The sequence below is a fragment of the Streptomyces sp. NPDC055966 genome (genome assembly GCF_042269865.1).
Lineage (GTDB): Bacteria > Actinomycetota > Actinomycetes > Streptomycetales > Streptomycetaceae > Streptomyces.
Map to the genome: position 1 here is coordinate 171,122 of NZ_JBHJYK010000018.1, position 25,026 is coordinate 196,147.

Genomic DNA, 25,026 nt, shown 5'->3' on the forward strand with positions numbered 1-25,026 from the left:
ACCGGCACTCTTCCCCACGATCGGCGTTCGAGGGGTGGCGCACGCCACACCGCAGGGTACTTCTCGGCAAAGTCCGAGGCGCGCGCGGCGGTGCCACACTGTGCGGTGTGCCGCTGACCTTCGACGACCTTCTCGATCGCGCCCGTGGCCTCGTCCGGGACGGCCGGCGTGCCGTGCTCGGCATCGCGGGCGGCCCCGGCGCGGGCAAGACGACCCTGGCCGAGCAGGTGGTGCGCGCCCTGAACGGGGACGGACCGCCCTGGGCGGCGCACGTCCCGATGGACGGTTTCCATCTGGCCGACGCCGAGCTGGACCGCCTGGGCCGCAGGGACCGCAAGGGCGCCCCGGACACCTTCGACGCGGCCGGGTACGCGGCGCTGCTGCGCCGGCTGCGCGAGGACACCGGCGAGGTGGTGTACGCGCCCGGGTTCGAGCGGGTCCTGGAGCAGCCACTGGCGGGCGCGATCCCGGTGGCGCCGGCCGCCCGGCTGGTGGTGACCGAGGGCAACTACCTGCTGGTGGCGGAGGGTTCGTGGGCGCGGGTGCGGCCGTGTCTGGACGAGGTGTGGTTCTGCGAGATCGCCGAGGACGAGCGGATCGGCCGACTGGTCGCGCGGCACGAGGAGTTCGGCAAGGACCACGAGAGCGCCGTGGCCTGGGTGCTGGGCACGGACCAGCGCAACGCCGACCTGGTGGCGGCGACGCGGGGGCGGGCGGACCTGGTGGTGCCGCCCGCCGCGCTCCCGGCCGTCGTGCTCCGCGAGCGCTGAGGCTCAGCGGCGCAGGGTGAGCGCGGGCTCGCCCCGCTCGTCCCCGGCCACAGGGCCGAGGACCGCCGTGAACTCCTCGGTGCGCACGGTGAGTTCCTCCCCGGCCGCTTCCAGGACGGGCGCGAACGCTCCGCCCGGCCCGTACCGTACGGCGAACACGTGCAGCCCCTGCGGCGCGCCCGGGGCCGGGCCGGCCTCCAGGGCGGTGGAGGAGACCAGGTGCCGCCAGCCCTCGTCGGGGTTGCCGTAGCCGCGCGGGTCGGCGGCGAGCGCGAACGCGGCCTGTTCCTGGGTGAGTTCGGCGCGGGCGTCGAAGTGGTCGTCGCCCGCCGCCGCCGGGTGGGTGAGACGCAGGGCGCCCGCCGACGTCACCTCGCCCTCGGCGACGCGGCGCACCCGGTCGCCGTCGTCGGCGGCGTACGGCAGCCCGCACAGCAGGTACGGCGCTGCGTCGAGCCGTTCCAGGGCGACCGTCACCCACAGGCGCGTGCCGTCGGTGACGTACAGCGAGCGGACGTGGCGCAGGACGTGGTCGCGGCCGACGACCGGCTTGGTGACCAGCTTGGCGGCGAGCCCGTCGGCGCGGACGTCGCGAACCCGTACCTCGCCCATCGGGCGGCACAGCAGGAAGCCGTCGGTGACCGGGCCGAAACCGTGCCGGCGGTGCACGGCGGCGGGCAGGTAGTAGGTGCCGGCGGCCTCGATCAGGGCCGGGGTCATCCGGCTGTCGAAGGCCACGGAGACGGTGCCGGAGCGCAGTTGGTGGCGGGCGACGGCGGTCGACGGGGTGCGGTGCCAGCGCGTGGGGTCCTGGATCTGCCAGACCAGCATGAAGGCGAAGTGCCCGTCGATCCGGCCGTCATCCTGGACCGCGTGCCGGCCCCAGCGGGTGTCGCCCCGGTAGCGGCCCAGGTCGGCGCCGATGCGCGCGCCGAAGTAGCGCAGGCCGAGGACGGATTCGAAGCCGGAGTGCTGTTCGCTGTAGCGCGGGCCGCCGCAGTCGTAGCCGCCGCTGGTCAGCCGGGCGTCGAGGTAGCGGGCGAGGGTGTCGCCGTCCTCGGCGAACATCTCCGCGCCGCTGACCCGGTGGGCCTGGGCGAGGAAGGACAGGGAGATGGGGCCGTAGTTGTTGTCGTAGGCGCCGCCGTGCTCGGGCGGCAGCAGGACGCCCCGGTCGCGGACCCGGTGGGCGCGGATCTCCTCGGCGTACAGTCTCAGCGCCCGTGCCCGTACCGACTCCCCCTCCCTTTCCGGGAGATGGCGGGCGAGCATCAGACCGCCGACCACGCAGCCGATGGCCTGGTTGCCGGCCTCCTGCGGGTTGAAGAAGGTCGCCTCGGTCAGCCAGCGCCAGTAGCCGTGGGCCAACTGCCCTAGTTTCGCGTGCTGTTCGTCGTCGATGAGGCCCTCGGCCCGGTCGAGGAGGTTGACCGCCTGGAGCAACGCCCAGACCGTGCTGGGCCAGTCGCCGATGGGGTGGGCACCCGCTTCGAGGACATAACGGGCATACGGCAGACCCGAGTTGGTCAGGCGCAGGTTGGGGTATCCGGGGTTGTCCCCGGTGTAGACACGCTCGCGGAGGTGGAAGGCGAGGCCGCGGCGGACGGCCTCGGGCAGCCGGGGGTCCTTGCCGCGCTGCCAGGCGAGGGCGAGCAGGGCGGTGATGCCGAGCGAGGTGTCGCCGATGTCGTCGAGGGCGTCGGGGTGTTCGAGGCTGCCCTCGGGGGTGAGGCGGGCGAGGGCCTGCTCGACGACATCGGCGAGGACGGCGTCGTACGCCTCGGGGGTGTCGGGCAGGTCGTGCAGGGGGCGGAGCTGGCGGGGGAGGTGCACGGGAGGGGGCGGGAGGCGCAACGGGGATCAGCCCTTCATGCCTGAGGTGGCCATGGCGTGGGTCGTCGGGGTCACACGACAGGTGCGGGCCGGCGGGCGCGCAGTGCGACGGTCAGTGTGTGCGGGCCGTGTCCACCAATGTAGACGCGGTTCCCGGTCGTCGCATCGGTGCCGCCCACCACGGTGTGGTCCTGACCCGGGTCGTACCGCAGTACGTCGCTCCGGTCCGGCCCGGCAAGCGGTTCGCCTGCCTCGACGCCGGCCTCGACCTGGATCTCGTCGTCGCCGGCCCGGTAGGTCATCGGCCCCCTCGTCAGGCACCAGCGTCCGTCGCCGATCGGTACGGCGCCCTCTGGCACGCCGCCCGGCCGGAAGGTCAGTTCGAGGGCCCAGGGCACCCGTGGTCCGCGGATGTCGATCCGCAGGTCGGCACCGTCCTCCCGCAGGTCCACCTCGACGCGCGTCGTGTGGGAGACCTCGTCCCGAGGCCGGTCCGGGAAGGCCATCGCGGCCGAGAAGCGTCCCTCGTCCGCGATCCGGTAGGCGCCGTCGTCCCGGCGCCGGCCCGGCGGGAGCGGCTGGTAGTAGGCGGCCGAGAGGGTCTCGGTGAGCCGGTAGCGGCTGTCGGCGAGGCGTTGCATGCCGGCGGCGCGGAACGGGCCCATGTCGAAGAAGCCCCGCGAGAGACGGACCGCGTCGAGGACGGCGTCGCCTGCGAACAGACGCAGGAAGGTGGGATTGCAGGCGAGGCCCGAGCGGATGCGCCGGTGCTCGGGCACGTCGGAGCCGCCGTACACCACCGTGTGCGCGCCGGCCGAAGCGCGGGCGGCGAGGCGTGCGGTGGTGAGGTACCGGTCACGGGGCAGGGTCTCCGCGGCCGGTGCGGGCAGTGCGCGGCACAGGTCCGGGGTGAGGAGGGTCTCGGCGAGCAGGCCGGGGTCCTCGATGCCGCCGACGGCCGCCAGCCGGGCCGCCCGGCTGAAGTCGCCTCGGCCGGTGCGGATCGCGAGCAGCCGGTAGTGCGGCAGGTAGGGCGCCAGCGGGAACGGGTGGTTCTGGTCCTGCCGTCGCGAGTGGACGGTCTCCACCGTGCCGTCCGGCCTGATGAGGTCCAGGGTCGTGGCGAGATTGCGTTCGACGGCGTCCAGCAGGTCGGCGCGGCCGAGCACGCCGGCCAGCAGCAGGAGGGAGGGGTTGGACACGTGGGCCGCGTAGTTGGCGCTCCGTTCCGAGTACAGGCCCTCCGCGTCGATGTCGACGCCCTCGGCGAGCCACTCCTCGACGCGGTCGAGCAGCCGGCCGTCGGGGAACGACCGGTGCAGCCGGGCCAGCGCCGCGCACAGCTCCCAGCGGTGGTTCGGGGTGTGCACCCCGCCGGTCAGGAGACTGCCGGAGGCGGAGCGGGCGATCTCGGCGAGCGCGGCCGTGACGTCGCGCAGTTCGGGCCCGGCGCCGGCGGCGAGGACGTGCGCGTCGCACACGTCGTTGACGGTGAACGCGGAGTCCGGCGGTGACTGCACGTTGTCGCCGCCGGCGAAGAGGCCTGAGGGCGTCTGCGCGGCCCGCAGGGCGCGGAGGTGCGTCAGCGTGGCGGCGACGGCCTGCCTGCTGCCGTGCAGTGCCGAGTGCGGGGAACGGTACGCCGCGACCAGGGTCTTCGCCCGGCGTGCCAGGCCGCGGTGCGGTACACCGGCGGGTTCCTCGTCGGGGCCGGCCGCCAGCGGCGCGGCCAGCCGGTCGGCGGCGCGGGCCACCGCGCGGACGAACTCGTGGTCGAGCGGGGTGGGCACGGTCAGTCCTTCAGTCCGGCATTGATGTCGGCGCCCATGACGTAGCGCTGGAAGACCAGGAAGATGACGATCAGCGGGATCATGGAGATGACCGATGCGCCGAGCAGGACCGACCAGTTGATGTTCTGCGCGCCGACGATGCTCTGGATGCCGATCTGCACGGTGAACTTGTCGGGGTCGTTGAGCATCAGAAGCGGCCAGATGTAGTCGTTCCACCGCCACTGGAAGGACAGGATGGCGAGGGTCAGCATGATGGGCCGGGAGAGCGGCACCATGATCCGCACGAAGATCGACAGTTCGCGGGCGCCGTCGATGCGTGCGGCTTCGACGAGTTCGTCGGGAACCGTCAGGAAGAACTGGCGGAACATGAAGCATCCGGTCGCGGTGAGCACGGCCGGGAGGATGATGCCGGTGAAGGAGTTGTAGAGGCCGAGGTTGCGGACCACCAGGAACTCCGGGGCGAGCATGACCTCGGACGGCAGCATCGTGGTGGCCAGGATGCAGATGAAGAAGACCTTGAGCCACTTGTTGTCGTACTTGGCCAGCGCGTACCCGGTGCAGCAGCTGGCTCCCACCGTGAGGATCGTCGTGATCACGCACACGAGGGTCGTGTTGACGAAGTACTGGGAGAAGTTGGCGCTGCGCCACGCCGTCAGGTATCCCGACAGGGTGGGGTGGTGCGGAACCAGCGTCAGCGGATAGGAGAACAGGTCCCCGGCCGGTTTGAGGGAGCTGAGGATGAACCACAGCACCGGCAACCCGTAGAGGCACGCCAGGATCCACAGCAGTGTCGTCGCGGACACCGCCCGCCGGACCCCGCCGCTGCCCGCGCTGCGGGTCCGCTTCTTCGAGACGGCCCGTCCGGGACCTGCGTCGACCGGGCGTGGCATGTCTGTGGTTGTCATCGGTTCTCCACCCGCCGGTTGACGATCAGCTGGACGATCGCGACGGCCATCAGGATGAGCATGAGCACGAACGACGCGGCGCTCGCGTAGCCGATCTGGCCCCGTTGGAAGCCGGTCTGGTAGATGTACTGGACCAGCAGGTTGTTCGACGTTCCGGGTCCGCCGTTGTTGAGGGAGACGAACAGCGGGTATTCCTTCATCGCGTTGATCGTGTTGAGCAGGATGACGATGAACGAAGTGGGCGCGATGCTCGGCAGCGTGATGCTGATGAACTGGCGCCAGGGGCCGGCGCCGTCGAGCGAGGCCGCCTCGTAGTACGACACCGGTACGTTCTTGATCGCCGCGATGAACAGCAGCATCGAGAAGCCCGTCCAGGCCCAGGACGCCGCCATCACCACCACCAGCAGCGACAGGTCCGCGTTCGACTGCCACGGCACGGCGTGCCCGCCGAGCTTCTCGACGACGTAGTTGACCAGTCCGAAGTTCTCGCCGAACAGCCACCGCCACAGGACACCCACGACGATGGGCGACAGCAGCCACGGGATGAAGAAGACGACGCGGGCGACCGACGTGCCCTTGGCGTGCTTGCTCACCAGCATGTTGGCGATGAGCAGCGAGAGCGCGAAGTTCAGCGGAACGAAGAGGACGGTGTACAGCAGCGTCCGGGTGAGCGCGTCGTAGAAGGAGGAGTCCCCGAACAGGTTGCTGTAGTTGTCCAGTCCGACGAACTGGAACGCCCCCACCCCCGTGTAGTTCGTGAAGGAGTAGACGAGCCCGATCACCGCCGGCCACACGAAGAACAGCGCGAAGAGCACGACGTTGGCCGCGATGAGGACGAGCGGCGCGATCGTGTAGCTGCGGCGTCTCCTGGGCGGGCTCGCGGACACGTCCGAGGCGCGTTTTGTCATCTTCCTGACTCCGTGCTGGTGGAAGGGGTTCCTGTGGGCTCACGCCATGAGCCCGGCGTCACGTGGGCGGCCGGGGCCGGGCGGCGGTGTCTCGGCCCCGCCGCCCGGCCCTGTGGTCTACGACCCGCCGCCGACCTGCTGGTTGTAGCCGGCCACGATGTTCTCCAGGGCCTTGTCGGCCGACTGCTGGCCGTTGATCGCCTTGCCGAGCTCCGTCTTGGTCGGGTCGGTGGTGAGGCTCTTGCCCTTCAGCACCCAGTTCGTCTGCGCGGTGTTGAAGTACCCGGAGATCGGGGCGTAGAGCGGGATCTCCTGGTTGTACAGCCTGAACGCCGCCTGCGCCGCCTCGGAGGTGAAGGGGTACTTCGGGTTCAGACCGCTCTCGACGGGGAGGAACCCGGAGGACTCGACCAGCTCGGTGTACTGCTTCGGCGCGTACACCCAGGCCAGGAACTTCTGCGCGGCGGTGGCCGCGGCGCCGTTGTTGTTGAACCCGACCATCATGCCGCCGCTGTTGACGTCGCTCGCCTGGACCGGCTCGGCGGGAGTCGGGACGCTCGCCCAGGCGAACTTCTTGATGCTCTCCGCGAAGGCGGGAACCTGCCACACGCCGGACCAGTAGGCGACCACGTCACCGCTCTGGAACATGGCCGACGGGTCGGCGCCGCTGGTCCACACCGACTTCGGCATGGTCTTGTCGTCGTTCAGTCCGACGAAGTAGTTCACGGCCTTCTTGGTCGCATCGTCCACCGAGAACTTGCCGGAGGAGTCGGCGTGGACGTACTGCCCGCCCATCTCGTACACCATGGCGCGGAGCCGGGACGGCGACTGGTCGAACGTCAGGGAGTACTTGGCGCCGGTCTTCTCCCGGACCGTGTTCGCCGCCTTGATGAAGTCGGTCCAGGTCCAGGTCTTCTGGGGCGAGGCCGGGAAGGAGACGCCGGCCTTCTTGAACAGGGTCTCGTTGATGTACAGGCCGGACGCGGTGACGTCCGAGGGGATGGACAGCACCTTCCCGGACGAGTCCTTGGCGAGGAAGTTGCCGTTGATGTTGTTGCTCTTGTCGTTGGCGACGGAGCTGAGGTCGAGCAGCTTGTTCGACCAGATCGGGTCCAGCGCGGGCACGTCCGCCACGTCCGGCAGAGCGTTCGCCTGAGCGGCGTTGTGGAGCTTCGCCGGGTAGCCGTCGTAGGGGATGTTGACGAGCTTGACGTCGACGCCGGTTTCCTTCTTGTACTGCGCCACCAGCTTCTTCCAGCCCGCGTCCTGCCCCGGAACCGTGGAGATCCAGAACGTCAGCGACTTGGAGTTGCCGCCCGAGCCGGACCCCGACCCGCAGGCGGAGAGCAGAAGGGCACCTGCCGCGGCCACGGCAGCGAGGGGAACCACGCGGCGTATGCCGCCGCGGCCGAGTCGGCGGGAGCGCCGCACACCCACACTGGTCATCTTCGATCCCTTTTCGTCGTAGGGGGACGGAGCACGGCGCCGACCGAGGCGGCACGGGTGCATTCTGCAGGTGAAATTTCGCTTCCCGGGGGCGCGGCCTCGCCCGGCCGCGTCGCCTTCGCGGGTGGGATCCCCGGCCATGAGTGCCGTCGTCGCACAAGCTCGCCCTCGTGCGGCTGCCGTACTTCGCGTACGGTCGGGACGCCGACCCAAGCCGACGTCCCGACCGGCTTAGAAAGCGCTTGTCCGGACATTGGCAGAACGGGCCGGAAGCCGTCAATCCTTCCGCCGCCCGGGCTCGGTCACGGTTCGGACACCTCGGGCCACCGCGAGGCGGGCCGCGCCCACGACGGTGCCCAGGTCGCCGACCGTGCTGCTGACCACCTCGGTGGGCCAGCTCAGCCGGGCCAGTTCGGCCCGCACCCCGGGCAGCAGCCGGGGGTCCGCGCCGGTGCTGCCGCCGAGCACGATCAGCCCGGGGTCCAGCACGGCGGTCACGGCGGCGGCCAGCCGGCCGACGTCGGCGGCGTGCCGGGCGACGACGGCGCGGGCCGGCGCCCGTCCCTCGCCGGCCAGTGCGAACAGCTGCTCGGCGGTCTTGGGGCACGGCCCGTCCGTCTCGCGCCAGGCCTCGGCGGCGCGGCGCAGCAGGGAACGCGCGCCCATGTACTCCTCCAGGGCCTCCAGGCGCGGCTCGCTGCCGTCGTCCCAGGGGTAGGGCAGCCGGGCCAGCTCGCCGGCGGCGCCGTTCGCCCCGCGCACCACCTGTCCGCCGATGACGATGCCGAGGCCGACGCCCACGCCGACGCGCAGATACGCGAAGGTGGCACGGCCCTGGGCGGCGCCCTCGTGCAGCTCGGCGAGCGCGGCGCAGTTGACGTTGTTCTCCAGGTGCACGGGGACGCCCGGGGGCAGCGCGACGGCCACGGCGTCGAAGACGGGACCGGCCTTGGCGGTCGCGGGACGCATCTGCGCGCCCTTCCCGGACGGTGCGGTGACATCGCCGACGGCGATGACGATGGCGCGCGGCGGGAGCGCGGCGGGCAGCGCGCCGAGTGCCTCGCGGACGGCGTCCGCGGCCTCGGCCCGGGGCGCGGTGACCTCGGCGAGCAGGCTGCCGTCGAGCGCACAGCCGCGGACCCGGGTGAGCTCCGGGCCGAGGTCGACGGCGAGGACGGCGCCGGCTCCGGGGCCGAGCCGGTAGACGGCGGCGCTGCGGCCGGTGCCGCTGGAGGCGGTGCCGGAGGGGGCTGCGAGCCCGGCGCTCTCCAGCTCCGCGACGGCCGAGGACACCGTCGGTTTGGACAGTCCGGCCAGGCTCGCCAGTTGCGGCCGGGTCGCGCTGCCCGCCTGCGCGAGCACGGCGAACACCGCGCTCGCGCTCTCGGTCAGCCGGGGTGCCGCCACCACGTCGTGTTCCACGGTTCTCCCACAGGTCGCGAGGACTCTTGACGCACTGTACTTCGTTAGTTAATTTCCTAACGAACTTCACGGTACTCGCCTGCCGTGCTCCGCCAGAGGCCCGTCCCGGGGCTTCCCGACCGCTGCGACCACCCCGTTTCCCGGCTTTCACCGGCTTGCCCCCGGCTCCCCCGGCACGGTTCGCCCGCCGTCGCTGCACCGCGCGCACGAAGAACACAGCGCACACGACGCACGACGAAAGAGGTCCCGTGCAGGACTCCACGCCCGTCCTCGTCGGCATCGACGTGGGCGGCACCAAGACCCGGCTGCGTGCCGTGGCGGGGGACACCCCGCTCGCCGACCACGTCCGTACGAGCGGCGGCTGGCGGCCGCACGACCCGGTCGCCGCCGCCGGCTGGCTGGCCCGGCTGATCGCCGAGGCCCTGCCGGCCGGCCCGCGTCCGGCGGCGCTGGCGGTGGGCGGCCACGCCTGCGAGACCGCGCGCCAGTGCGAGCAGCTCCGCACCGCCCTGCACCTCCACTTCGACGTGCCCACGCTGGTCGTGGGCGACGCCGAACTCCTCGTCCCCGCCGCCGGGTTGGACAAGGGCGCCGGCCTCGTCGCCGGCACCGGCTCGGTGGCGGTGGGGCGGCGCGCCGACGGCACGGCCGTGCAGGTGGGCGGCTGGGGCGCGGTGCTCGGCGACGAGGGCGGCGCGGCCGGGCTGGTCCGCGAGGCGGTGCGCGTCTGCTGGGCCGCCCACGACCGCGGCGAGGCACCCGACGCGCTGGCGGCGGCCCTCCTCGACGCGTTCGGCGTGCCCGAAGTGCCCGCGCTGGGCGCGGCGTTGGAGAGCGCCCCCGAGCCGTCCGCCACCTGGGGCCGGCACTCCCCGGCCGTCTTCGCCGCCGCCGAGGCGGGTTCGGCGCTCGCCCATGGCGTCATCACCGCCGGCGGCCGCTCGCTCGCCGCGCTGGTCGAACTCCTCGACCGGCGGGGCGCGGCGACCGACGACGTGGTGGTCGCGGGCGGCACGATCCTCGCCCAGCCCGCGCTGTACGACGCCTTCGCCGCGGCCCTCGCCGCGTCCCTGCCGTCGGCCCGGCCGCGCCCGCTGCGGGTGCCGCCGGTGGCGGGGGCGGTGACGCTCGCGCGCGGGCTGCTGTGAGCACGGCGCCGGAACCGGGGGTGTGCCGGGCGCCGGTTGTCGGTTTCTGTGTGCCGAACGCCCCGCGTTCACCTGCCGACCGGACGCACATCACCCGGACCTTCCCGACGGGTCACACCCCACCCCTAGATATTCACTCGTTCAACTTCTTCCTCCTTCTTCTCCACGGTTTCGCACACGCCGGCACATCGCGCCCCGCGTTCCGTGGACCGCTTCCGAGAGGCACAGGCATGCCGTCACCTGCCGGGCACCCCTCCGCCGCGCTGAACCGGCGCGGGTTCCTCACCACCGCGCTGGCCGCGTCGGCGGGCGTGCTCGCCGCCCCGGCCATCGCCGTCTGGCTGCCCGCGGCCGACGCCAAGGCCGCCACCGCGCCGGCCGCGTTCGTGGACGACTACCGGACCAACGTCGCCGCCAACCTGACGCCCGAGACCAACGCCGTGGTCCGGGTCCTCGGCGGCTTCGCCCAGGTGTGGAAGACCGGCGCCGCCTGGAACACCGGCACCCCGCTGCGCCCCGAGATCCTCCGCGCCGACCTGCGCTACTGCGCCCGCACCACGGCCGAGCGCACCGACGCCCAGGCGAAGGAAGCGTTCGTCTACGACCGCCAGCACCAGAGTTACGCGATGATCGCGGGCCTCGGCCCGCTGGCCGGCCTGTACAAGACGGGCGCCAAGGCGGTCACTTCGATCACCGGCGCCCCCGACGGCACTCCGGCGACCACCGTCAGCGACGCCGTGCCCGCCGACGCCCCGGCCGGCTCGGCGCTCGGCGCGGGCGCCCACGACTCGGCGCTCGGCAAGGTCGCCGAACTGGTCGACACGGTGCGCGGCCCGTACGCCTCCGGCAACCCCGCCAAGTACGCCTACGAGTACCCGCGTCCGTGGCGGCTGAACGAGGACAGCGAGGTCGTCGACACCGGCAGGACGGACGCGTTCGGTTTCCCGGTGTACGACTCCCCGGTGTCCGTCGCCCCGCAGCTGCTGCGCCAGCGCGGCACCTCCGCCACCGACGACGGCGGCTTCCCGAGCGGCCACACCAACGCCTTCCACCTGGCCGCGCTGGCCTACGCGTACGCCGTGCCGGAGCGCTTCCAGGAGCTGGTGGCGCGGGCCGTCGAACTGAGCCACACCCGGATCGTGGCGGGCATGCACCACCCCGTCGACGTCATCGGCGGCCGGATCATGGCCACCGCGCTCGCCGCGGCCACCCTCGCCGACCCGGCGAACGCCCAGCTGAAGGCCGCCGCCCGCGCCCAGGCCCTCGCCTGGTTCACCGAGCGGACCGGCACCACCGCCGACACCCTCTTCTCCTACGCGCACACCGGCGCCGACCCGTACGCCGACCGGGCCGCCAACGCCCGCGCGGTCCGGCCCCGGCTGACGTACGTCCTCACCCGGCAGGGCCCCGACGTGCCGCTCACCGTGCCGAAGGGCGCCGAAGTGCTGCTGGAGACCCGGCTGCCGTATCTCAGCGCGGACCAGCGCCGCGCGGTGCTGCGCAGCACCGCGCTGCCCTCCGGCTACGTGCTGCTCGACGGCTTCGAGCAGTGGGGCCGGCTGGACCTGTTCGCCGCGGCGGACGGTTACGGCGCCTTCGACACGGACGTCACCGTCACGCTGGACGCGGCGGCGGGCGGCTTCTCGGCGGCCGACGCCTGGCGCAACGACATCGACGGCCGCGGCGGCCTGACCAAGCGCAGCACCGGCACGCTCACGCTGACCGGCCGCAATCGCTACACCGGCGGGACCGTGCTGGCCGAGGGCGCGCTGGTCGCGGGCGGCGAGGACGCCCTCGGCCACGGGGACGTGCGGATCACGGACGGCACCCTGCGGGTGGCCGGGCGGCTGCGGGTGCGCGGCGCCTACGCCCAGGACGCGGGCACGCTGGAGATCACCCTGCGCGCCGGCCGCAAGGCCCCGCTGACGGTCCGTCACCTGGCGGTGCTGGGCGGTGGGGCCGCGCTGTCGCTGCGCCTCGACACCGAGCGGCCGCCGGCCGCGGGCAGCACGCTGCCGGTCCTCGACGTGCCCCGGCTGCGCGGCCGGTTCGCGCGGATCGAGGTGAACTCCGACCGGCTGCGGGCCGTACCCGTGTACACGGCAGAAGGTCTGTCGGTACGACTCGTGCAGCGGTGACGCCCCCGGTGGCGGGAGCGGTGCGACAGTAGGGCCATGATCCGGCCCACGCACGCTCCCGCCGCCGTACGGCCGGTGCCACCGCGGGGCGGATGATGGCGCACGAACAGCACCTGGTCCTCGGCCCGGCGGCTCCCGCCGCGGCCCCGGCCCGCCCGTACGCCGGGCTGCACCGGCACCGGCGGTGGCTGGTGCCGCTCGTGGCGCTGCTGCTGCTCGCCCAGATGGCCGCGGTGATGGTGACGACGGCCGTGCAGCAGAGCCCGACGATCGACGAGCCGGTGTACGTCGCGACGGCCACCGACTATCTGCACGAGCACCGGATCCGCTACAACCCCGAGCATCCGCCGCTCGGCAAGCTGCTGATCGAGGCCGGGGTGGCGGTGGCGGACCCGCGCTACGACGCGTCGTACCCCGGCACGCAGGGGGACGTGGGCCGGCATCTGCTGTACGAGTCGGGCAACGACCCCGGGCGGCTGATGCTGTGGGCACGCCTGCCGGTGATCGTGCTGACGCTGCTGTTCGGGCTGGTCGCCTTCGCGTTCGCCCGCGACCTGACGGGCACGGCGGGCGCGGTGGTGGCGCTCGCCCTGTACGCCTTCACGCCCGACCTGGTCGCCCACGGCTCCCTGGCCACGCTGGACATGCCGGTGACCGGCTTCGTCCTGACCGCGGTATGGCTGCTCTGGCGGGCGCGCCGGCGGCCCAGGATGTACGTGCCCCTGGCGGGGGTGGCGCTGGGGGCGGCCGTGGCGACCAAGATGAGCGCACTGCCGGCGGTGCCGGTGCTGACGGGGCTCGCGGCGGTGTCCGTGGGCGTCGCGTGCGCGGGGGCCGGCCGGCGGCGCCGGGTGCTGACCGCGCTCGCCGCCGCGGGCGGCATGGCGCTGGTGGCGGTGGCCGTGGTCTGGGTCGCGTATCTGGTGGTCGATCCCCGGCTGCGGTTCTCCCCCGCCGAACCGGTCCCGGCGCTGCACGGACCGCGCGGGACGCTGGTCGACCTGCTGCCGCTGCCGCCCGCGTACCGGGCCGGGATGCGGGTGCAGTTCGGGCTGGAGGACTACCCGTGGCAGGGCTATCTGTTCGGGCACGTGTACACCGGCCGGCGCTGGTACTACCTGCCCGTCGCCCTGCTGGTGAAGACACCGCTCGGCCTGTTGGCGCTGGGCGCGGCCGGTGCCGTGGCGGTGGTCGCGCTGCGGCGGCTGCGGGCCGCGGCGCCGTACCTGCTGCTGCCGCCCGCCGTGCTGCTGGCGGCAGCGATGACGGGATCGCGGGACTTCGGGACGCGGTACGCGCTGTGCGTGCCGGTGTTCCTCGCGGTGACGGCGGCCTGCTGCGTGCCGGCGGGCTCGCCGACGGGTATGCCGGGCCGGGTGCCGTGGCCGCGAAGGCGGTGGGCGGCCGCCGTGACGGCCGTGCTCGCGCTGTGGACGGCCGTGAGTTCGCTGCGGACCTTCCCGTACTACCTGCCGTACGCCAACGAGGCGTTCGGCGGGCCCGCGCAGACCCACCGGCTGCTGCACGACTCCAACGTGGACTGGGGACAGGACCTGGGCCGGCTCGCCGACCGGCTGCGCCGGGACGATCCGGGCGAGCGGGTGTGGCTGGTGTACAAGGGCAGTGGTGTGCCGTCGTACTACGGCATCCGCGCCGCCGATCCGCGCGGCGTGCCGCCGGACCGGGTGCACGGGCTGCTCGTGGTGTCGGATTCGGCGGTCGCCAAGGCACGCGGCCGACTGGCCGAACTGATCGCTTCCAGTCATCCGGTCGGCGATGTGGGCTATTCGATCAGCCTCTATCGTCGGTGAGCACGTACGCTCAACCCGCTGGTCAAGACGGCAGGTGAGCTATGTTGAGTGGTCGTGGCAGACAAAGGAGGCGAGCGGGTGCCCTCGCCGCAGCAGGCACGTGCACAGGCATCAGCGATCACCTCGGGCAAGACCGTGCCCGAGGCCGAGCCCGCTCCGACCTCCCGGCTCCGGGAACTCTTCGACGGCCCCCGTCTGTCGCCGGGGCAGCGGCGCATCGCCCAGTATCTGATCGAGCACATCACCGAGGCCGCGTTCCTGTCGATCACCGAGCTGGCGGACCGGGTCGGGGTCAGCCAGCCCTCCGTCACCCGGTTCGCCGCCGCCGTCGGCTTCAGCGGCTATCCCGCGCTGCGCGAGAGGCTCCAGTCGATCGCGCTGAGCACGCTGGCGGGCGGCCCGGGCGAGGAGGACCGGGCCAACGAACTCCAGGCGGCCGTCGACGCCGAGATCGAGAACCTGGAGAACCTGCGGCGCGACTTCGCCGACCCCGACCGGATCATCCGGGTCGGCCGCGCGCTGTCCCGCTCCACCCCGCTGACCGTGCTGGGCCTGCGCATCTCCGTGTCCCTCGCCGAGTACTTCGGCTACGCGGCCCGCCGGATCCATCCCGACGTACGGCTCGTCACGCGCGGGGGCAGCGTGGCCTACGACGCCCTGCTCCAGTCCCGCGAGGCCGGCGGCACCTGGGTGCTCGCCTTCGCCATGCCCCGGCACTCCCACGAGACCCTCCAGGCCGTCCGGGTGGCCCGGGACGCCGGGCTCAAGGTCGCGCTCGTGACCGACCTGGCACTCGGGCCGCTGGCCGAGGCGGCCGAGATCACCTTCGCCACCGGCACCGGTTCGCGCATGGTGTTCGACTCCTACGCCGCGCCCGGCGTGCTGGCCGCCGCGCTGCTCCAGGCCATGACCGACGCCGATCCGGAGCGCACCCAGGCCCGGCTGGAGAAGTACGAGCAGCTCTCCGAGCAGCATCAGTTCTTCATGAAGGACTGACGTCCGCGCGTGGGATCCGTGAAGATCCTGCACCCCCCGATACCCCCGGACAGGGATCATCCACCACAAAGCACGCATGAATGTTTTCATACGTCTTGCAAACCGGACGGCATATATAAATACTGCTCACGGATCGCGCCCGACCCACTCCGGGCACGTTCCGCGCACGCGGACCCACCGCTCGCGCCACCGCCCCGAGAAAGCCGACGGACCAGCCATGCGCACGCAACATCACCCGCAGCGCCGGTTCCCGATGGCCGGGGCCCCCGTACGGACACCCCCGGCCGCCGGCTCCTACCCACGTCGGCATGTGTGGTGTTCCGGGGCGCGCCGTCTGCGTGACGCGCCCGTGGCGGCCCCGGCCATCCCCTAGACCGGGGCCGCCCCGCATTCGTCGGACCACCCTCACGACGCCGCACACCGGAAGCGATGATCATGCCCCTGACCAGCACGCGCATCAGTCCCGACTGGCCCTGTCAGGTCAAGACGCCGGGCTCGTACGACTGGGAGCGCTCGGCGGCCAAATGGCTGCGGGAGCTGATCCCCGCGCGCTACGCCAGCTATCCGGCGCTCATCCGCCACCCCGTGCTGCTGGCCCGGCACGCCCAGCTCCAGGTCCAGCAGGAGGTCCGGGTGGCCCGGACCGCCCTGCAGACCGCGCGCGCCGAGCTGCCGATGCTGGGGCTGCCCGAGTCGGTCATCGAGCACACGATCAAGCTGTACGCCGCCGAGGTCCTGCAGCTCCAGCACATCGCCCGCAGCGTACGAGCGGTCAGCGAGGCCCTGTCGGGGCGCGGCCCGGGACGCTGATCCCCGCGCCGCCCGTCGCTCCGGCCGGTCTCACGAACCCTCGCCGGGGGTCGTCCGTGACTCCAGGGCCCGGCGTGTGTCGTCGCCGTAGACGCCTCGCTCGTCGCCGCTGATGCCGTACCAGACTTGGAACCGGGCCACGGCCGCCGTGAGGGCGGCGTCGAAGGTGCCGTCGGTGGATCCGTCGCGGTAGACGTCCGGGATGCGCAGCAGGCGTTGCTGGAGTTCGGTGACGTCAGGCCCGGTGTCGCCCTGGCGGAGGGTGCCGGGGCCGTCGGGGTCGGTGGCCGCCGTGGGGGCTCCGGGAGTGGTGGGGGCTGGCGCGGTGGCGGGCGGTGCGGTGGTCGCAGGCCGCGCGGTCGCGGCGCTCGCGGTGGACTCCTGGCCGGAGGGCAGCAGCATCGCGCAGCCGAAGCCGACGAGGGCGGCAGCGGCAACGGCCCCCGCGACGGCGGCCCGCCGCAGCCGGGGCGTCGCGGCGCGGGCGCCGGGGGCGGGGGCCGGGGCCCTGACTGCCGGTACCGGCGGCAGCTCCTGGGTGTCCTCCTCCGCGACGGGCACCGCTCGACCGGCGGTCGGGCGCGGCCCGGCGGCCGTGCCGACGGGCTCGTACGTCACCGGGTCCGGGCGGATCTCCCGCATCAGCTCCGCGAGGGCGTCGAACCGGCGGGGCCGCAGCACCCGGACGGGTTCCAGGACCGGCCCGGACTGCGGGCGTTCGGGATCGGGCGGTGTCGGCACCTGACTCTCCTTCCGTCCCCGCCCCGTCGCGGACGGGCGGGACTCATGAGGTCCTCGTGCTCAGATACGGCGTGTACGGCGGCCCCGTTCACGCCCGGTCCCCGTTCGCGCTCCGGTCGACGCGCCGATCCGGAGCACCCCACGCCACACCGCCCATCAACCGATCGAATCGCTCAACTCGGTAAGAACTGTTGAGCGTTCGAGAAAGCGCGTGCTGGAAAGCGCTGTCATGACGACTCCTTGGTCACGCCGTGGTCGGCCACGCTCGGCGGCCGCGGCCGCCGGCACCGCGCTGACGCTGGTCTTCGGCGACCTCACGGGCACGACGGGGGCCACCCAGCGGGTCACCGTCAGGCTGCGGTGAGAGCGCCTTGCGCGAACCGGCCCAGGGAGGCCGTGAACGCGCCGACGAAGGCGTCCCGGGCCTCCTCCGGCAGGGCGTCCAGCGACAGATAGGGGTTCAGGTCCTCCAGCTCGACCAGCAGCAGTCCGCCGTCGCGGGTACGGCAGGCGTCCACGCGCTGGATGCCGTGGCCGAGGTCGTTCCAGTCGATGAAGCGCCGGGCGAACTCCAGGTCGGCGGCGGTCGCGGCGTAGGGCTCCAGCGCCCAGCGGCGCTCCGGGTCGGGGGCGTACAGGGCGTACTGGAAGTCGTCGTCGACGAAATAGAAGGACACCTCGTGGAGGAAGTCGACGCAGGGCTGGATCAGCACCTCCCCGCCGGCCGCAGCGGCGGCCGCGGCGACCTGGCCCGCGGGCACGACCCGCAGGCCGACCGAGTCCGCGCCGAGCTTCGGCTTGACCACGTACCGCTCGGCGGACGGCAGCCGGTGCAGGTCCTCGGCGCCGCCGACCGTCGGTATCACCGGGAATCCGGCGGCGCTCAGATCGAGCAGATACTGCTTTCCGGCCATGTCGGCCTTGCCGGTGAGCGGGTTGTACACCCGGGTGCCCGTTTCGATCGCCTGCGCGCGGAAGGCGTCGTAGGCGCTCTGGTAGCCGAGGACGGGCCCGCTGTTGCGGACGACGACGGCGTCGTAGCCGTCCATCAGCGCGGCCGCGTCCAGCGGGTGGCACAGGGCGAGGTCGAAGCGGGCGCGCAGCCGGGAGGTGAGGAAGATGTCCTCGTCGCAGTAGCGGCGCCCGCGGGCCCGGTACGCCAGGTCCGTGACGTAGAGCAGGCGGGGGCGGGCGGCGGGCATGCGGGATCTCCTCGGACGGGCCGGTGCGGGAACGGCCGGTGTCCCGCGGCCGTAGGCGATGCCTGGCGGCGCGGGCCGGTCCCGGCACGGTGGAGAAAGGTTACGTCGCAGAGTGGGGACGACCGTCGGCGGGGGCGGGTCGGTGTGCGGCGGTCGGGCCGGGTTCGGGGCCGGTGCGGGCCGGGGTTCAGGCCGAGCGGGTGAGTTCCTCGGGGCCGACGGGGTGGGCGAAGGGCAGACCGCAGGCGTAGCGGGCGAGTTCGTCGACGGCCCACTCGGTCATGCGGCCCGGTTCGGTGCCGAGGGAGCCGGCGATGTGCGGGGTGAGCAGGACGTTCGGCAGGGTGCAGAGGGGGGAGTCGACGGGGGTACGTCGGGTTCGGTGACGTAGAGGACGGCGTGGAGGCGGCCGGTGAACCGTGCGGAACGATCGTGGCGTACGCGTCATGCACGGCTCCTACGAGACCTCGTACGGCAGAGGCCGTCGCAGGACATCTCTTGCGCACAGGCGATCAACGTCAGCAGCGTTCGCGCAAGATAATCAAAACGATCGACTATTGATCGAGTCTCGATCGCTTCGGTGAACCGGAGTGGTGCGGTGGCGGTCAGGAGCCGTCGGCGGGCGCCCGGCCTCCGCAGGAGGAGCGGATGCGCAACTCCGGGAGCAGGTCGAGGTGTTGGCGGGGTCCGGGGTGCTGCTGCCCGCCCCGCTCGGCGAGGCGGCGCAGCAGGAGTTTCGCGGCGAGTTCGCCGACCGCGCGGGTGGGCGGGGCGATGGCGGTCAGGGGCACGTCGGCGAGCGCGGCGACCTCGTCCTCGTAGGCGATGAGGGCGAGGTCGTCGGGCACCCGCACACCGTGCGCCTGGAGCCGGGGGACGAGCACGATGGCGTCCTCGTCGCTGTGCACCAGGGCCGCGGTGACGCCGCGTTCGCGCACCGCCCGGACGAGGTAGTCGACGGAAGCGTCGTAGTCGCCGTGTTCGCGCACGCTCGGGGCGCCCTGGTCGACGTCGATCCCGCGCGCGCGTACGGCCGCGTCGAAGCCGGTGCCGATCTGGACGGCGTGCGGGCCCTCCTGGAGCACGGCGGTGATCCGGCGGTGGCCGAGCGCGGCCAGGTGGCCGACGGCGACGGCGGCGCCGTGGGCGCGGTCGGTGCGGACCCGGTCGAGGTCGGCGGCCGGGTTGCCGGGCGGGGCGGAGCGCTCCACCAGGACCGTGGGCACCCCGCTCTCCATCAGCCACTTCTCCTGCCCGTCCTGGGGAACGCCGGCGAACCAGCTGGGCGCCACCAGCAGTCCGCGCGCACCGCCCGCGATCAGGTGTTCCGCCTGCACGCTGTCCTCGGTGTCGACGTAGCCGGAGACACCGAGGACGAGCCGCCCGCCCCGGGCCGCGACGGCCTCCCGGGCACCACGCACGATGGCGGCGAAGAGGTTGACCGTGGTGGGCACGATCATGCCGATGACGGCGCCTTCGAGGGAGTCCGGCCGCGGTGCGGCCGCGGCGGCCGGCGCGGGGGACTGTTCGCCGGGCCAGACGACCGCGCCGTGCAGCCGCCGCACCCGCCCCTGCGCCGCGAGGGTCTCCACGTCGCGGCGCAGGGTGACGGCGGAGACGCCGAGTTCGGCGGCCAGTTCGGCGACGCGGAGGCTGCCCCGCTCCCGGACGAGTTCGAGCACCCGCTCATGGCGCTGGTCGACGTGCAGTCGCATGGGGTTCCCCCTGGAACGGTGGTCACGCGGATTCGGTGATCGCGGATCGCATACTCTACGCCCACAATCGTATCGATCGATTCCAATCAATTCGATCGATCCGATGTTCGGAAAACGCCCGCACGGCGCAGCCATCGCCCTCCCGTCCCCCTCATACAGCACTCAGTTCCCCCTCGGGCCTACTCTTCCTGCACTGAGTGTCATGACGTCCGCGCGGGTGCTACGTTCCCGTTCATGAGCTCCAGCAGCGCGGCACCGGCCGCGAAGCCGCCGATGCGGGAGGCCCTGGTCGCGGCCGCGTTCCGGCTCTTCGTGGAACGCGGGTACGAGCAGACGACCGTCGACGACATCGTGGCCCTGGCCGGGGTCGGCCGGCGTTCGTTCTTCCGCTACTTCCCCTCCAAGGAGGACGTGGTCTTCCCCGACCACGAGCGCTGCCTGGCCGACATGACCGCGTTCCTCGCGGCGGGCGGCGCGGAGCACGAACCGGTGCGGCGGGTGTGCGACGCGGCCCGGCTGGTGCTGCGGATGTACGCCGAGAACCCGGCGTTCTCGGTGCAGCGCTACCGCCTCACCAAACAGGTGCCGGGCCTGCGCGCCTACGAGCTGTCCGTGGTGTGGCGCTACGAGCGCGCGCTCGCCGAGTATCTGCGCGGACGGTTCACCGGACTGCCCGACGGCACGCTGCGGGCGGATGTGATCGCGGCCGCCGTCGTCGCGGCACACAACAACGGGCTGCGCTCCTGGCTGCGGTCGGACGGCGAGGGCGACGCGGGCGCGGCGGTCGACCACGCGCTCGGCTATGTACAGAGGGCGTTCGGGCGGTCCGCCGCCGCGGCGCCCCCGCGCGTCAACCCGGTGCCGGTCGGCGCGCCGGCGGAGGATCCGGACGACGTCGTGGTGCTGGCCTGCCGCCGGGACACCCCGCTGTGGCGCGTGGTGCAGGAGCTGGAGACGGCGCTCGACCGGACCTGATCGCGAACGCCATCTGCCAGATGGGGGTACGCAGTGCCTTTACGAGTGACACTGAGTGCCATACGCTGTCGGCGTGCGCGGCAGCACGGCTCCCGCCCACACGTGTGCCCGGTGCGCGCCGGACACGCAGGATTCCGGCCGAGCGCAGGGAGTTGACCAGCGTGTACCACCACTCAGCAAATGCCTCGTTTCCGGCGGCCGGCGCCGCGACGGGCGTGCTCGATCCCGTCCCCGTAGCCGTCTCCGTCCCCGCGGCCGTCTCCGGCTCCGTGGACGCCAAAGACATCAAGGACGCGATCCTCTTCCAGCGCTGCACCTGGTGTGCCACCGCGATGTACCACCGGCTGCTCTGTCCGGTGTGCCAGGGCAGCGAGCTGCGTACGGAGCGCAGTGAGGGAGTCGGGACGGTCCGGCACTCCACGGTGCTGCACCGCAACACACCCGCCGCGCGCAACGTGTCGCTCATCGAGATGGCCGAGGGCTTCGTGGTCCGGGGCCGCGTCATGGGACCGCCGGTCGGCATCCACAGCGGCGACCGGGTCCGGCTGTCCACGGCCAAGGACCCGGTGCGGGGCGAGCCGGTGTTCCAGCTGATGGACGAGCCGTACCGGGCCTGGACCTGACGCACCTCACCGGTGCCACACATCCCCGGCACCAACTCCCGTACGCCACCGGCTGTCCGGTCTCGAACGCGCGGCCGGCGGCGAGCCCGACGCCGAGCGCGAGAGCGCCGTCGCGCGCGGTGGCCGTCGGCACGGCACCGCCCCTGGCACGCGCGCAGCCACCGGTGGCCGGGTCCAGTGGTCCAGTCGGGGGGCGGGACAGAGACGAGCAAGGGACGGCCGCGAGTAAGTCGCCCGGGTGAGAGGCGACTTGATGTCGGTCGTCGTCGTGGGCGCCGGGATGCTCGGGGTGTCGGTCGCATATCACCTGGCGGGCCGGGGTGTGCCGGTCGCCCTGCTGGAGCGGGCGGCGCGGCCGGTCTGAGCTGGCCGGTCCTGGCGGACCGGCGGGCGGCTGGAGGCGGAGCCGACCGGACAACCGCGTGGATCCAGACCATCATTGTCTTGATCGCATCATCCGAACGATCACTCTTCTTTCACAGGCAACCCACAGTCTCCGCCTTCCGTCCTCCGGAATCGAGGGGCTCCCGGGACGGCCTGGGCGCCCGGGATTCGGGGGTCGAGGAGGAACAGTGGTCCGTGCCCGGCACATATGGGTGACCGCCGCCGCGTTGGCCGCGGTGGCGGGGGCATCCCCAGGGGCGGCAGTCGCCCAAGGCCAACCACCGTCACATGACGCGCAGTTGGCCGCGTCGGCCGACGGTTCGCTGCCGCCGGGCTGGCGGATATCCGGGCAGCGCTCGCAGCCGCAGCTGGAGTGGCGCTCGGACCGGCCGGTGCCGATGGGTGACGCCCGGATCGAATTCCGGGCGGGCGAGCGCCTGTTGGGAGCGCCGCGGGAAGGTGCGGACGGGCGCACCTTCCGGCTGCCCCTGGACGAGCGGCGCGCCGACGAGCTGCGCGAGCTGCAAGGGCTGCGCGGACCGCAGGGCACGCAAGGACTGCGGGGGCTGCATGTCTGGTCGGGCGGACGGCAGTTGGACGCGCCCGCGACCGGCGGGGCCGCCACCGCGGCGCAGCCGCCTGCCCCGCTGCCCGCGAACTCGGTCGACCCGGGCAAGCCCGGCACGTACCGCACGACGAGCGGCGAGTACAGCCTCGCGTCCGTGAAGCTGCCCGGCCTCCCGGTACCGGTCGAGATGCGCGGGGTGGTCGTCGCCCCGGTCGGCGCGCCCGGCAGGCGGCCGCTCGCGCTGTTCCTGCACGGCCGCCACTACACCTGCTACCAGGGCGAGCAGATCGGCGGCGACTGGCCCTGCAAGACCGGCTGGAAGCCGGTGCCGAGCCACCGCGGCTATCTGCGTGACCAGCAGCTGCTGGCCTCGCAGGGCTATGTGACCGTCTCGGTCTCCGCCAACGGCATCAACGGCCAGGACTTCGCGGCCGAGGACGGCGGCGCCCAGGCCCGCTCCTCGCTGGTGCGGCTGCATCTGGCCCGCTGGGCCGACTGGGCCGCGCACCCCGCCGCCGCGCCGGCGGTCGTCCGCCAGGCGCCGCGCGCCGATCTGTCCCGGGTGCTGCTCGTCGGTCACTCGCGGGGCGGTGAGGGGGTCAACCGGGCGGCCATGGACAGCCTTTACCCGCCGCCCGCCGACCAGGACGGCTACCACGGCCCGGTCCGCTGGACCGTCCGCGGCATGGTCCTGATCGGTCCCACGGTCTTCGGCCAGAACCCGGTGCCCGACATCCCGTCGATGACGATCCTGCCCGGCTGCGACGGCGACGTGTCCGACCTCCAGGGCGAGGTGTACGTCGACGGCACCCGCGCGGTCAGCAACGGCAGCGCCCTGCACAGCGCCGTGTACGTGATCGGCGCCGACCACAACTTCTTCAACTCCGAGTGGACGCCCGGCCGGTCCGCGGCGCCCTCCGAGGACGACTTCTACGACGACCCGGACCACCCGGACGCGGTGTGCGGCAAGCGCGCGGCGACCCGGCTCACCGCCGACCAGCAGCACCGGGCCGGCTCGACGTACATCGCGGCCGCCGCGCGGCTGTTCCTGACCGGCGACGACCGGGTACGGCCGCTGCTCGACGGCTCCGGCAGGCGGGCGCCGTCGGCGGACCCGGCGCGGGTCCTCAGCCACGCGGTGGGGGCGCGCCGGAGCGCCGGGTTCCTGCCGGATGGCGGGGTGCGCGTGACCGGCGCCCGGCTGTGCGACGCGGTGAACCCGAGTGCCGCCGAGGCCTGTCTCGGACAGGGCGCGAAGGGGGCCTCGCCGCACTTCGCCCAGTGGGAGACCGGCCGGGAGAGCGGCCGCCGGGCGATCGCGCTGCGCTGGACGCGCGCCGGCACGCCCGCGCGGGTGAGTGTGCCGCACCCGGTGTCGCTGGAGGGCGGGCAGGCGCTGGCGCTGCGGCTGTTCGTGCCGCCGAACTCCCGGGGCGCGCAGTGGGACGTGTCCCTCACCGACACCTCGGGACGGAAGGTGACGCTGGGCCGGGTGCGTGCCGACGGGCTGCCCGGCAGCGAGCGCACCGCGTCGTACTGGGCGCGTGAGTTCCGGCTGCCGCTGACGGCCGCAGCCCGTGCCGGGTTGCGGCTCGGCTCGGTCAAGTCGATGGAGCTGACGGCGCGTTCGGCGTCCGGGCAGGCCTGGCTGATGGACGCGTGGGGCTGGCGGCCGGGGACGCCGGCGGTCCGGGCGGTCGCGCTGCCCCGGGTGGACCTCGGCCGGATGACGGTGGCCGAGGGCGACTCGGGTGTGCGCACCTATCACGTGCCGGTGCGGGTGAGCGGCCACGGCAGCGGGCAGGTCCGGGTGTACGTCGTCGACCCGGCCACCGGGAAGGCGAAGGACCGGCTGGTGACGGTGCGGCCGGGCGGGCACGACATCGACGTACCGGTCGAGGTGAAGGGCAACACGCGCTACGGCACGGACGTTTCGCACGATGTGCTGGTCAAGGCGGTCCACGGCGCGGTCGTCGGCTCCTACCGGGGCGGCATCACGGTCCACGACGACGACCCTGCGCCCACGATGAAGGTCACGCCGGTCGCGGACCGGGTCACGGAGGGGCGGTCCCTGACGTGGCGGCTGTCCCTGTCACAGGCCGTGGACGTGGACATGAACGCGATGTTCGCCGCGGTGCCGGCCACCGGGCCGGAGCTGTCCACGAAGGACGTCCCGGCGCGCTGGCTGGAGGAGACCGCGGGGGCCAAGCCCGACCCGGAGCGTCCGCTGTCGAAGGCCGGTGTCTCGCTGTGGGTGGACGTGCCGGCGGGGAAGACGAGCGTGGACATCACCGTGCCCACGGTCGGGGACACGGTGAGGGAGCCGACGGAGTCGGTGCGGTTCCAGCAGGTCGACGTGACGACCGGCAAGCCGGTGCCCGACGGGCTGGTGCTGTCCGGTTCGGTGCTCGACGCGTCGTAGCGATCCCGTTTCCGGGTGGCCCCGCCGGTGTCAGTCGGTGAGGGTCACCCGGATCCCGACGGTGCCGTCCAGGCCCCGCCGCAGCCGGCTGCCCAGCAGGGTGAGGCGGCCGAGGATGCCGTACTTGCGGGCGATCAGGTCCCGGTAGCGGGCGGTGGTGGCGCCGTCGGCGAGCACGGCGGTGGCCGGGAAGAGGTCGCCGGTGGGGTTGCCGCGCACGTCGCAGGGGCCGACGAGGACGTCCGCGCGGCGCCGGATCCGCTTGACCTTGTAGCTGTCGGCGGCCGTCCACACCCCGAGGGTGTCGCCGTCCCGGACCACCCACACCGGGGTGGCGACCGGGGTGCCGTTCTTGCGGTAGCTGGTCACCAGCAGGTATTTGCCGGATCCGAGCCGGTCCAGTCGCGTGTCGTCCATGC

Annotated in this window: 21 protein-coding genes and 1 pseudogene; 11 read left to right on the forward strand and 11 right to left on the reverse strand. The window is 73.1% G+C overall.

All coding sequences use genetic code 11. The features are described 5' to 3' along the window. Window positions 1-107 precede the first annotated feature (107 nt). Window positions 108-770 carry a nucleoside/nucleotide kinase family protein gene (locus ACFC8N_RS33150; RefSeq protein WP_376292249.1) on the forward strand — a complete coding sequence of 221 codons (663 nt, stop codon included), beginning with the start codon at window positions 108-110 and terminating at the stop codon, window positions 768-770. Window positions 771-773: 3 nt separating this feature from the next. Here the strand turns inward: ACFC8N_RS33150 and ACFC8N_RS33155 are convergent, their stop codons facing one another. The 6 genes from ACFC8N_RS33155 to ACFC8N_RS33180 form a co-directional block, all read right to left on the reverse strand. Then, window positions 774-2,603, reverse strand: a complete 1,830-nt coding sequence (locus ACFC8N_RS33155) for a hypothetical protein (RefSeq protein ID WP_376292251.1) — start codon at window positions 2,601-2,603, stop codon at window positions 774-776. A 71-nt stretch (window positions 2,604-2,674) separates the two neighbouring features. Then, on the reverse strand, window positions 2,675-4,393 hold the full coding sequence (locus tag ACFC8N_RS33160) for a hypothetical protein (RefSeq protein WP_376292252.1): 1,719 nt from the start codon (window positions 4,391-4,393) through the stop codon (window positions 2,675-2,677). A gap of 2 nt (window positions 4,394-4,395) precedes the next feature. Then, window positions 4,396-5,298 carry a carbohydrate ABC transporter permease gene (locus tag ACFC8N_RS33165; RefSeq protein WP_356029567.1) on the reverse strand — a complete coding sequence of 301 codons (903 nt, stop codon included), beginning with the start codon at window positions 5,296-5,298 and terminating at the stop codon, window positions 4,396-4,398. Beyond that, window positions 5,295-6,206 (reverse strand): carbohydrate ABC transporter permease, encoded by a 912-nt coding sequence (locus ACFC8N_RS33170; protein ID WP_376292255.1) that lies wholly within the window; start codon window positions 6,204-6,206, stop codon window positions 5,295-5,297. The genes ACFC8N_RS33165 and ACFC8N_RS33170 overlap by 4 nt, the downstream gene beginning before the upstream one ends. A 117-nt stretch (window positions 6,207-6,323) precedes the next feature. Continuing rightward, a complete protein-coding gene (locus ACFC8N_RS33175; RefSeq protein WP_376292257.1) occupies window positions 6,324-7,652 on the reverse strand; it encodes an extracellular solute-binding protein in 1,329 nt (442 codons plus the stop codon). 276 nt (window positions 7,653-7,928) lie between these two features. Continuing rightward, a complete protein-coding gene (locus tag ACFC8N_RS33180; RefSeq protein WP_376292259.1) occupies window positions 7,929-9,074 on the reverse strand; it encodes an ROK family transcriptional regulator in 1,146 nt (381 codons plus the stop codon). Window positions 9,075-9,322: 248 nt separating this feature from the next. Here ACFC8N_RS33180 and ACFC8N_RS33185 point away from each other — a divergent pair, with 248 nt between their 5' ends. From ACFC8N_RS33185 to ACFC8N_RS33205, 5 genes are all read left to right on the forward strand, one after another. Continuing rightward, on the forward strand, window positions 9,323-10,222 hold the full coding sequence (locus tag ACFC8N_RS33185) for a BadF/BadG/BcrA/BcrD ATPase family protein (RefSeq protein WP_376292262.1): 900 nt from the start codon (window positions 9,323-9,325) through the stop codon (window positions 10,220-10,222). A 230-nt stretch (window positions 10,223-10,452) separates the two neighbouring features. Beyond that, window positions 10,453-12,360 (forward strand): phosphatase PAP2 family protein, encoded by a 1,908-nt coding sequence (locus ACFC8N_RS33190; RefSeq protein ID WP_376292264.1) that lies wholly within the window; start codon window positions 10,453-10,455, stop codon window positions 12,358-12,360. A gap of 92 nt (window positions 12,361-12,452) precedes the next feature. Beyond that, window positions 12,453-14,171, forward strand: a complete 1,719-nt coding sequence (locus ACFC8N_RS33195; RefSeq protein ID WP_356029558.1) for a phospholipid carrier-dependent glycosyltransferase — start codon at window positions 12,453-12,455, stop codon at window positions 14,169-14,171. Between the two features lie 78 nt (window positions 14,172-14,249). After that, a complete protein-coding gene (locus ACFC8N_RS33200; protein ID WP_362819550.1) occupies window positions 14,250-15,167 on the forward strand; it encodes a MurR/RpiR family transcriptional regulator in 918 nt (305 codons plus the stop codon). Window positions 15,168-15,596: 429 nt separating this feature from the next. Further along, the gene (locus ACFC8N_RS33205; RefSeq protein ID WP_079173186.1) at window positions 15,597-15,977 is read left to right on the forward strand and encodes a hypothetical protein; all 381 of its coding nucleotides are present in this window, start codon (window positions 15,597-15,599) and stop codon (window positions 15,975-15,977) included. 30 nt (window positions 15,978-16,007) lie between these two features. Here ACFC8N_RS33205 and ACFC8N_RS33210 read toward each other — a convergent pair whose 3' ends face one another. After that, on the reverse strand, window positions 16,008-16,718 hold the full coding sequence (locus ACFC8N_RS33210; protein ID WP_376292267.1) for a peptidoglycan-binding protein: 711 nt from the start codon (window positions 16,716-16,718) through the stop codon (window positions 16,008-16,010). Between the two features lie 229 nt (window positions 16,719-16,947). Between ACFC8N_RS33210 and ACFC8N_RS33215 the strand changes: the two genes are divergently transcribed. Continuing rightward, on the forward strand, window positions 16,948-17,082 hold the full coding sequence (locus ACFC8N_RS33215) for a hypothetical protein (RefSeq protein ID WP_362819506.1): 135 nt from the start codon (window positions 16,948-16,950) through the stop codon (window positions 17,080-17,082). Here ACFC8N_RS33215 and ACFC8N_RS33220 read toward each other — a convergent pair. From ACFC8N_RS33220 to ACFC8N_RS33230, 3 genes and pseudogenes are all read right to left on the reverse strand, one after another. Beyond that, on the reverse strand, window positions 17,069-17,920 hold the full coding sequence (locus tag ACFC8N_RS33220; protein ID WP_376292270.1) for a hypothetical protein: 852 nt from the start codon (window positions 17,918-17,920) through the stop codon (window positions 17,069-17,071). The two genes, ACFC8N_RS33215 and ACFC8N_RS33220, sit on opposite strands and share 14 nt — an antisense overlap. A gap of 187 nt (window positions 17,921-18,107) precedes the next feature. Continuing rightward, a pseudogene (locus ACFC8N_RS33225) lies at window positions 18,108-18,334 on the reverse strand (hydroxyacid dehydrogenase); the annotation flags it as partial. Window positions 18,335-18,525: 191 nt separating this feature from the next. Further along, a complete protein-coding gene (locus ACFC8N_RS33230) occupies window positions 18,526-19,635 on the reverse strand; it encodes a substrate-binding domain-containing protein (protein ID WP_376292272.1) in 1,110 nt (369 codons plus the stop codon). Window positions 19,636-19,869: 234 nt separating this feature from the next. On the opposite strand from ACFC8N_RS33230, the gene ACFC8N_RS33235 reads away from it, so the two are divergent. The 4 genes from ACFC8N_RS33235 to ACFC8N_RS33250 all read left to right on the forward strand — a co-directional run bounded on the left by ACFC8N_RS33235 (window position 19,870) and on the right by ACFC8N_RS33250 (window position 24,607). Further along, on the forward strand, window positions 19,870-20,610 hold the full coding sequence (locus ACFC8N_RS33235) for a TetR family transcriptional regulator (protein WP_356029552.1): 741 nt from the start codon (window positions 19,870-19,872) through the stop codon (window positions 20,608-20,610). A 161-nt stretch (window positions 20,611-20,771) separates the two neighbouring features. Continuing rightward, window positions 20,772-21,233, forward strand: coding sequence for a zinc ribbon domain-containing protein (locus tag ACFC8N_RS33240; RefSeq protein WP_362819503.1), 462 nt, complete (start codon window positions 20,772-20,774; stop codon window positions 21,231-21,233). Window positions 21,234-21,486: 253 nt separating this feature from the next. Continuing rightward, complete coding sequence (locus ACFC8N_RS33245; protein ID WP_356029550.1) at window positions 21,487-21,597, forward strand: FAD-dependent oxidoreductase; 111 nt, start codon at window positions 21,487-21,489, stop codon at window positions 21,595-21,597. 208 nt (window positions 21,598-21,805) lie between these two features. Next, the gene (locus ACFC8N_RS33250; RefSeq protein WP_376292275.1) at window positions 21,806-24,607 is read left to right on the forward strand and encodes a hypothetical protein; all 2,802 of its coding nucleotides are present in this window, start codon (window positions 21,806-21,808) and stop codon (window positions 24,605-24,607) included. 30 nt (window positions 24,608-24,637) lie between these two features. On the opposite strand, the gene ACFC8N_RS33255 is transcribed toward ACFC8N_RS33250, so the two are convergent. Beyond that, the gene (locus ACFC8N_RS33255) at window positions 24,638-25,024 is read right to left on the reverse strand and encodes a PPOX class F420-dependent oxidoreductase (protein ID WP_356029547.1); all 387 of its coding nucleotides are present in this window, start codon (window positions 25,022-25,024) and stop codon (window positions 24,638-24,640) included. Between the last annotated feature and the right edge of the window lie 2 nt (window positions 25,025-25,026).

Bases quoted from the DNA above. Each gene is read 5' to 3' on its own strand.
- ACFC8N_RS33165 (WP_356029567.1), bottom strand. From the start codon at position 5,298: ATGACAACCACAGACATGCCACGCCCGGTCGACGCAGGTCCCGGACGG.
- ACFC8N_RS33170 (WP_376292255.1), bottom strand. From the start codon at position 6,206: ATGACAAAACGCGCCTCGGACGTGTCCGCGAGCCCGCCCAGGAGACGC.
- ACFC8N_RS33175 (WP_376292257.1), bottom strand. From the start codon at position 7,652: ATGACCAGTGTGGGTGTGCGGCGCTCCCGCCGACTCGGCCGCGGCGGC.
- ACFC8N_RS33190 (WP_376292264.1), top strand. From the start codon at position 10,453: ATGCCGTCACCTGCCGGGCACCCCTCCGCCGCGCTGAACCGGCGCGGG.
- ACFC8N_RS33195 (WP_356029558.1), top strand. From the start codon at position 12,453: ATGATGGCGCACGAACAGCACCTGGTCCTCGGCCCGGCGGCTCCCGCC.
- ACFC8N_RS33205 (WP_079173186.1), top strand. From the start codon at position 15,597: ATGATCATGCCCCTGACCAGCACGCGCATCAGTCCCGACTGGCCCTGT.
- ACFC8N_RS33215 (WP_362819506.1), top strand. From the start codon at position 16,948: ATGACGACTCCTTGGTCACGCCGTGGTCGGCCACGCTCGGCGGCCGCG.
- ACFC8N_RS33220 (WP_376292270.1), bottom strand. From the start codon at position 17,920: ATGCCCGCCGCCCGCCCCCGCCTGCTCTACGTCACGGACCTGGCGTAC.
- ACFC8N_RS33230 (WP_376292272.1), bottom strand. From the start codon at position 19,635: ATGCGACTGCACGTCGACCAGCGCCATGAGCGGGTGCTCGAACTCGTC.
- ACFC8N_RS33235 (WP_356029552.1), top strand. From the start codon at position 19,870: ATGAGCTCCAGCAGCGCGGCACCGGCCGCGAAGCCGCCGATGCGGGAG.
- ACFC8N_RS33245 (WP_356029550.1), top strand. From the start codon at position 21,487: ATGTCGGTCGTCGTCGTGGGCGCCGGGATGCTCGGGGTGTCGGTCGCA.
- ACFC8N_RS33255 (WP_356029547.1), bottom strand. From the start codon at position 25,024: ATGGACGACACGCGACTGGACCGGCTCGGATCCGGCAAATACCTGCTG.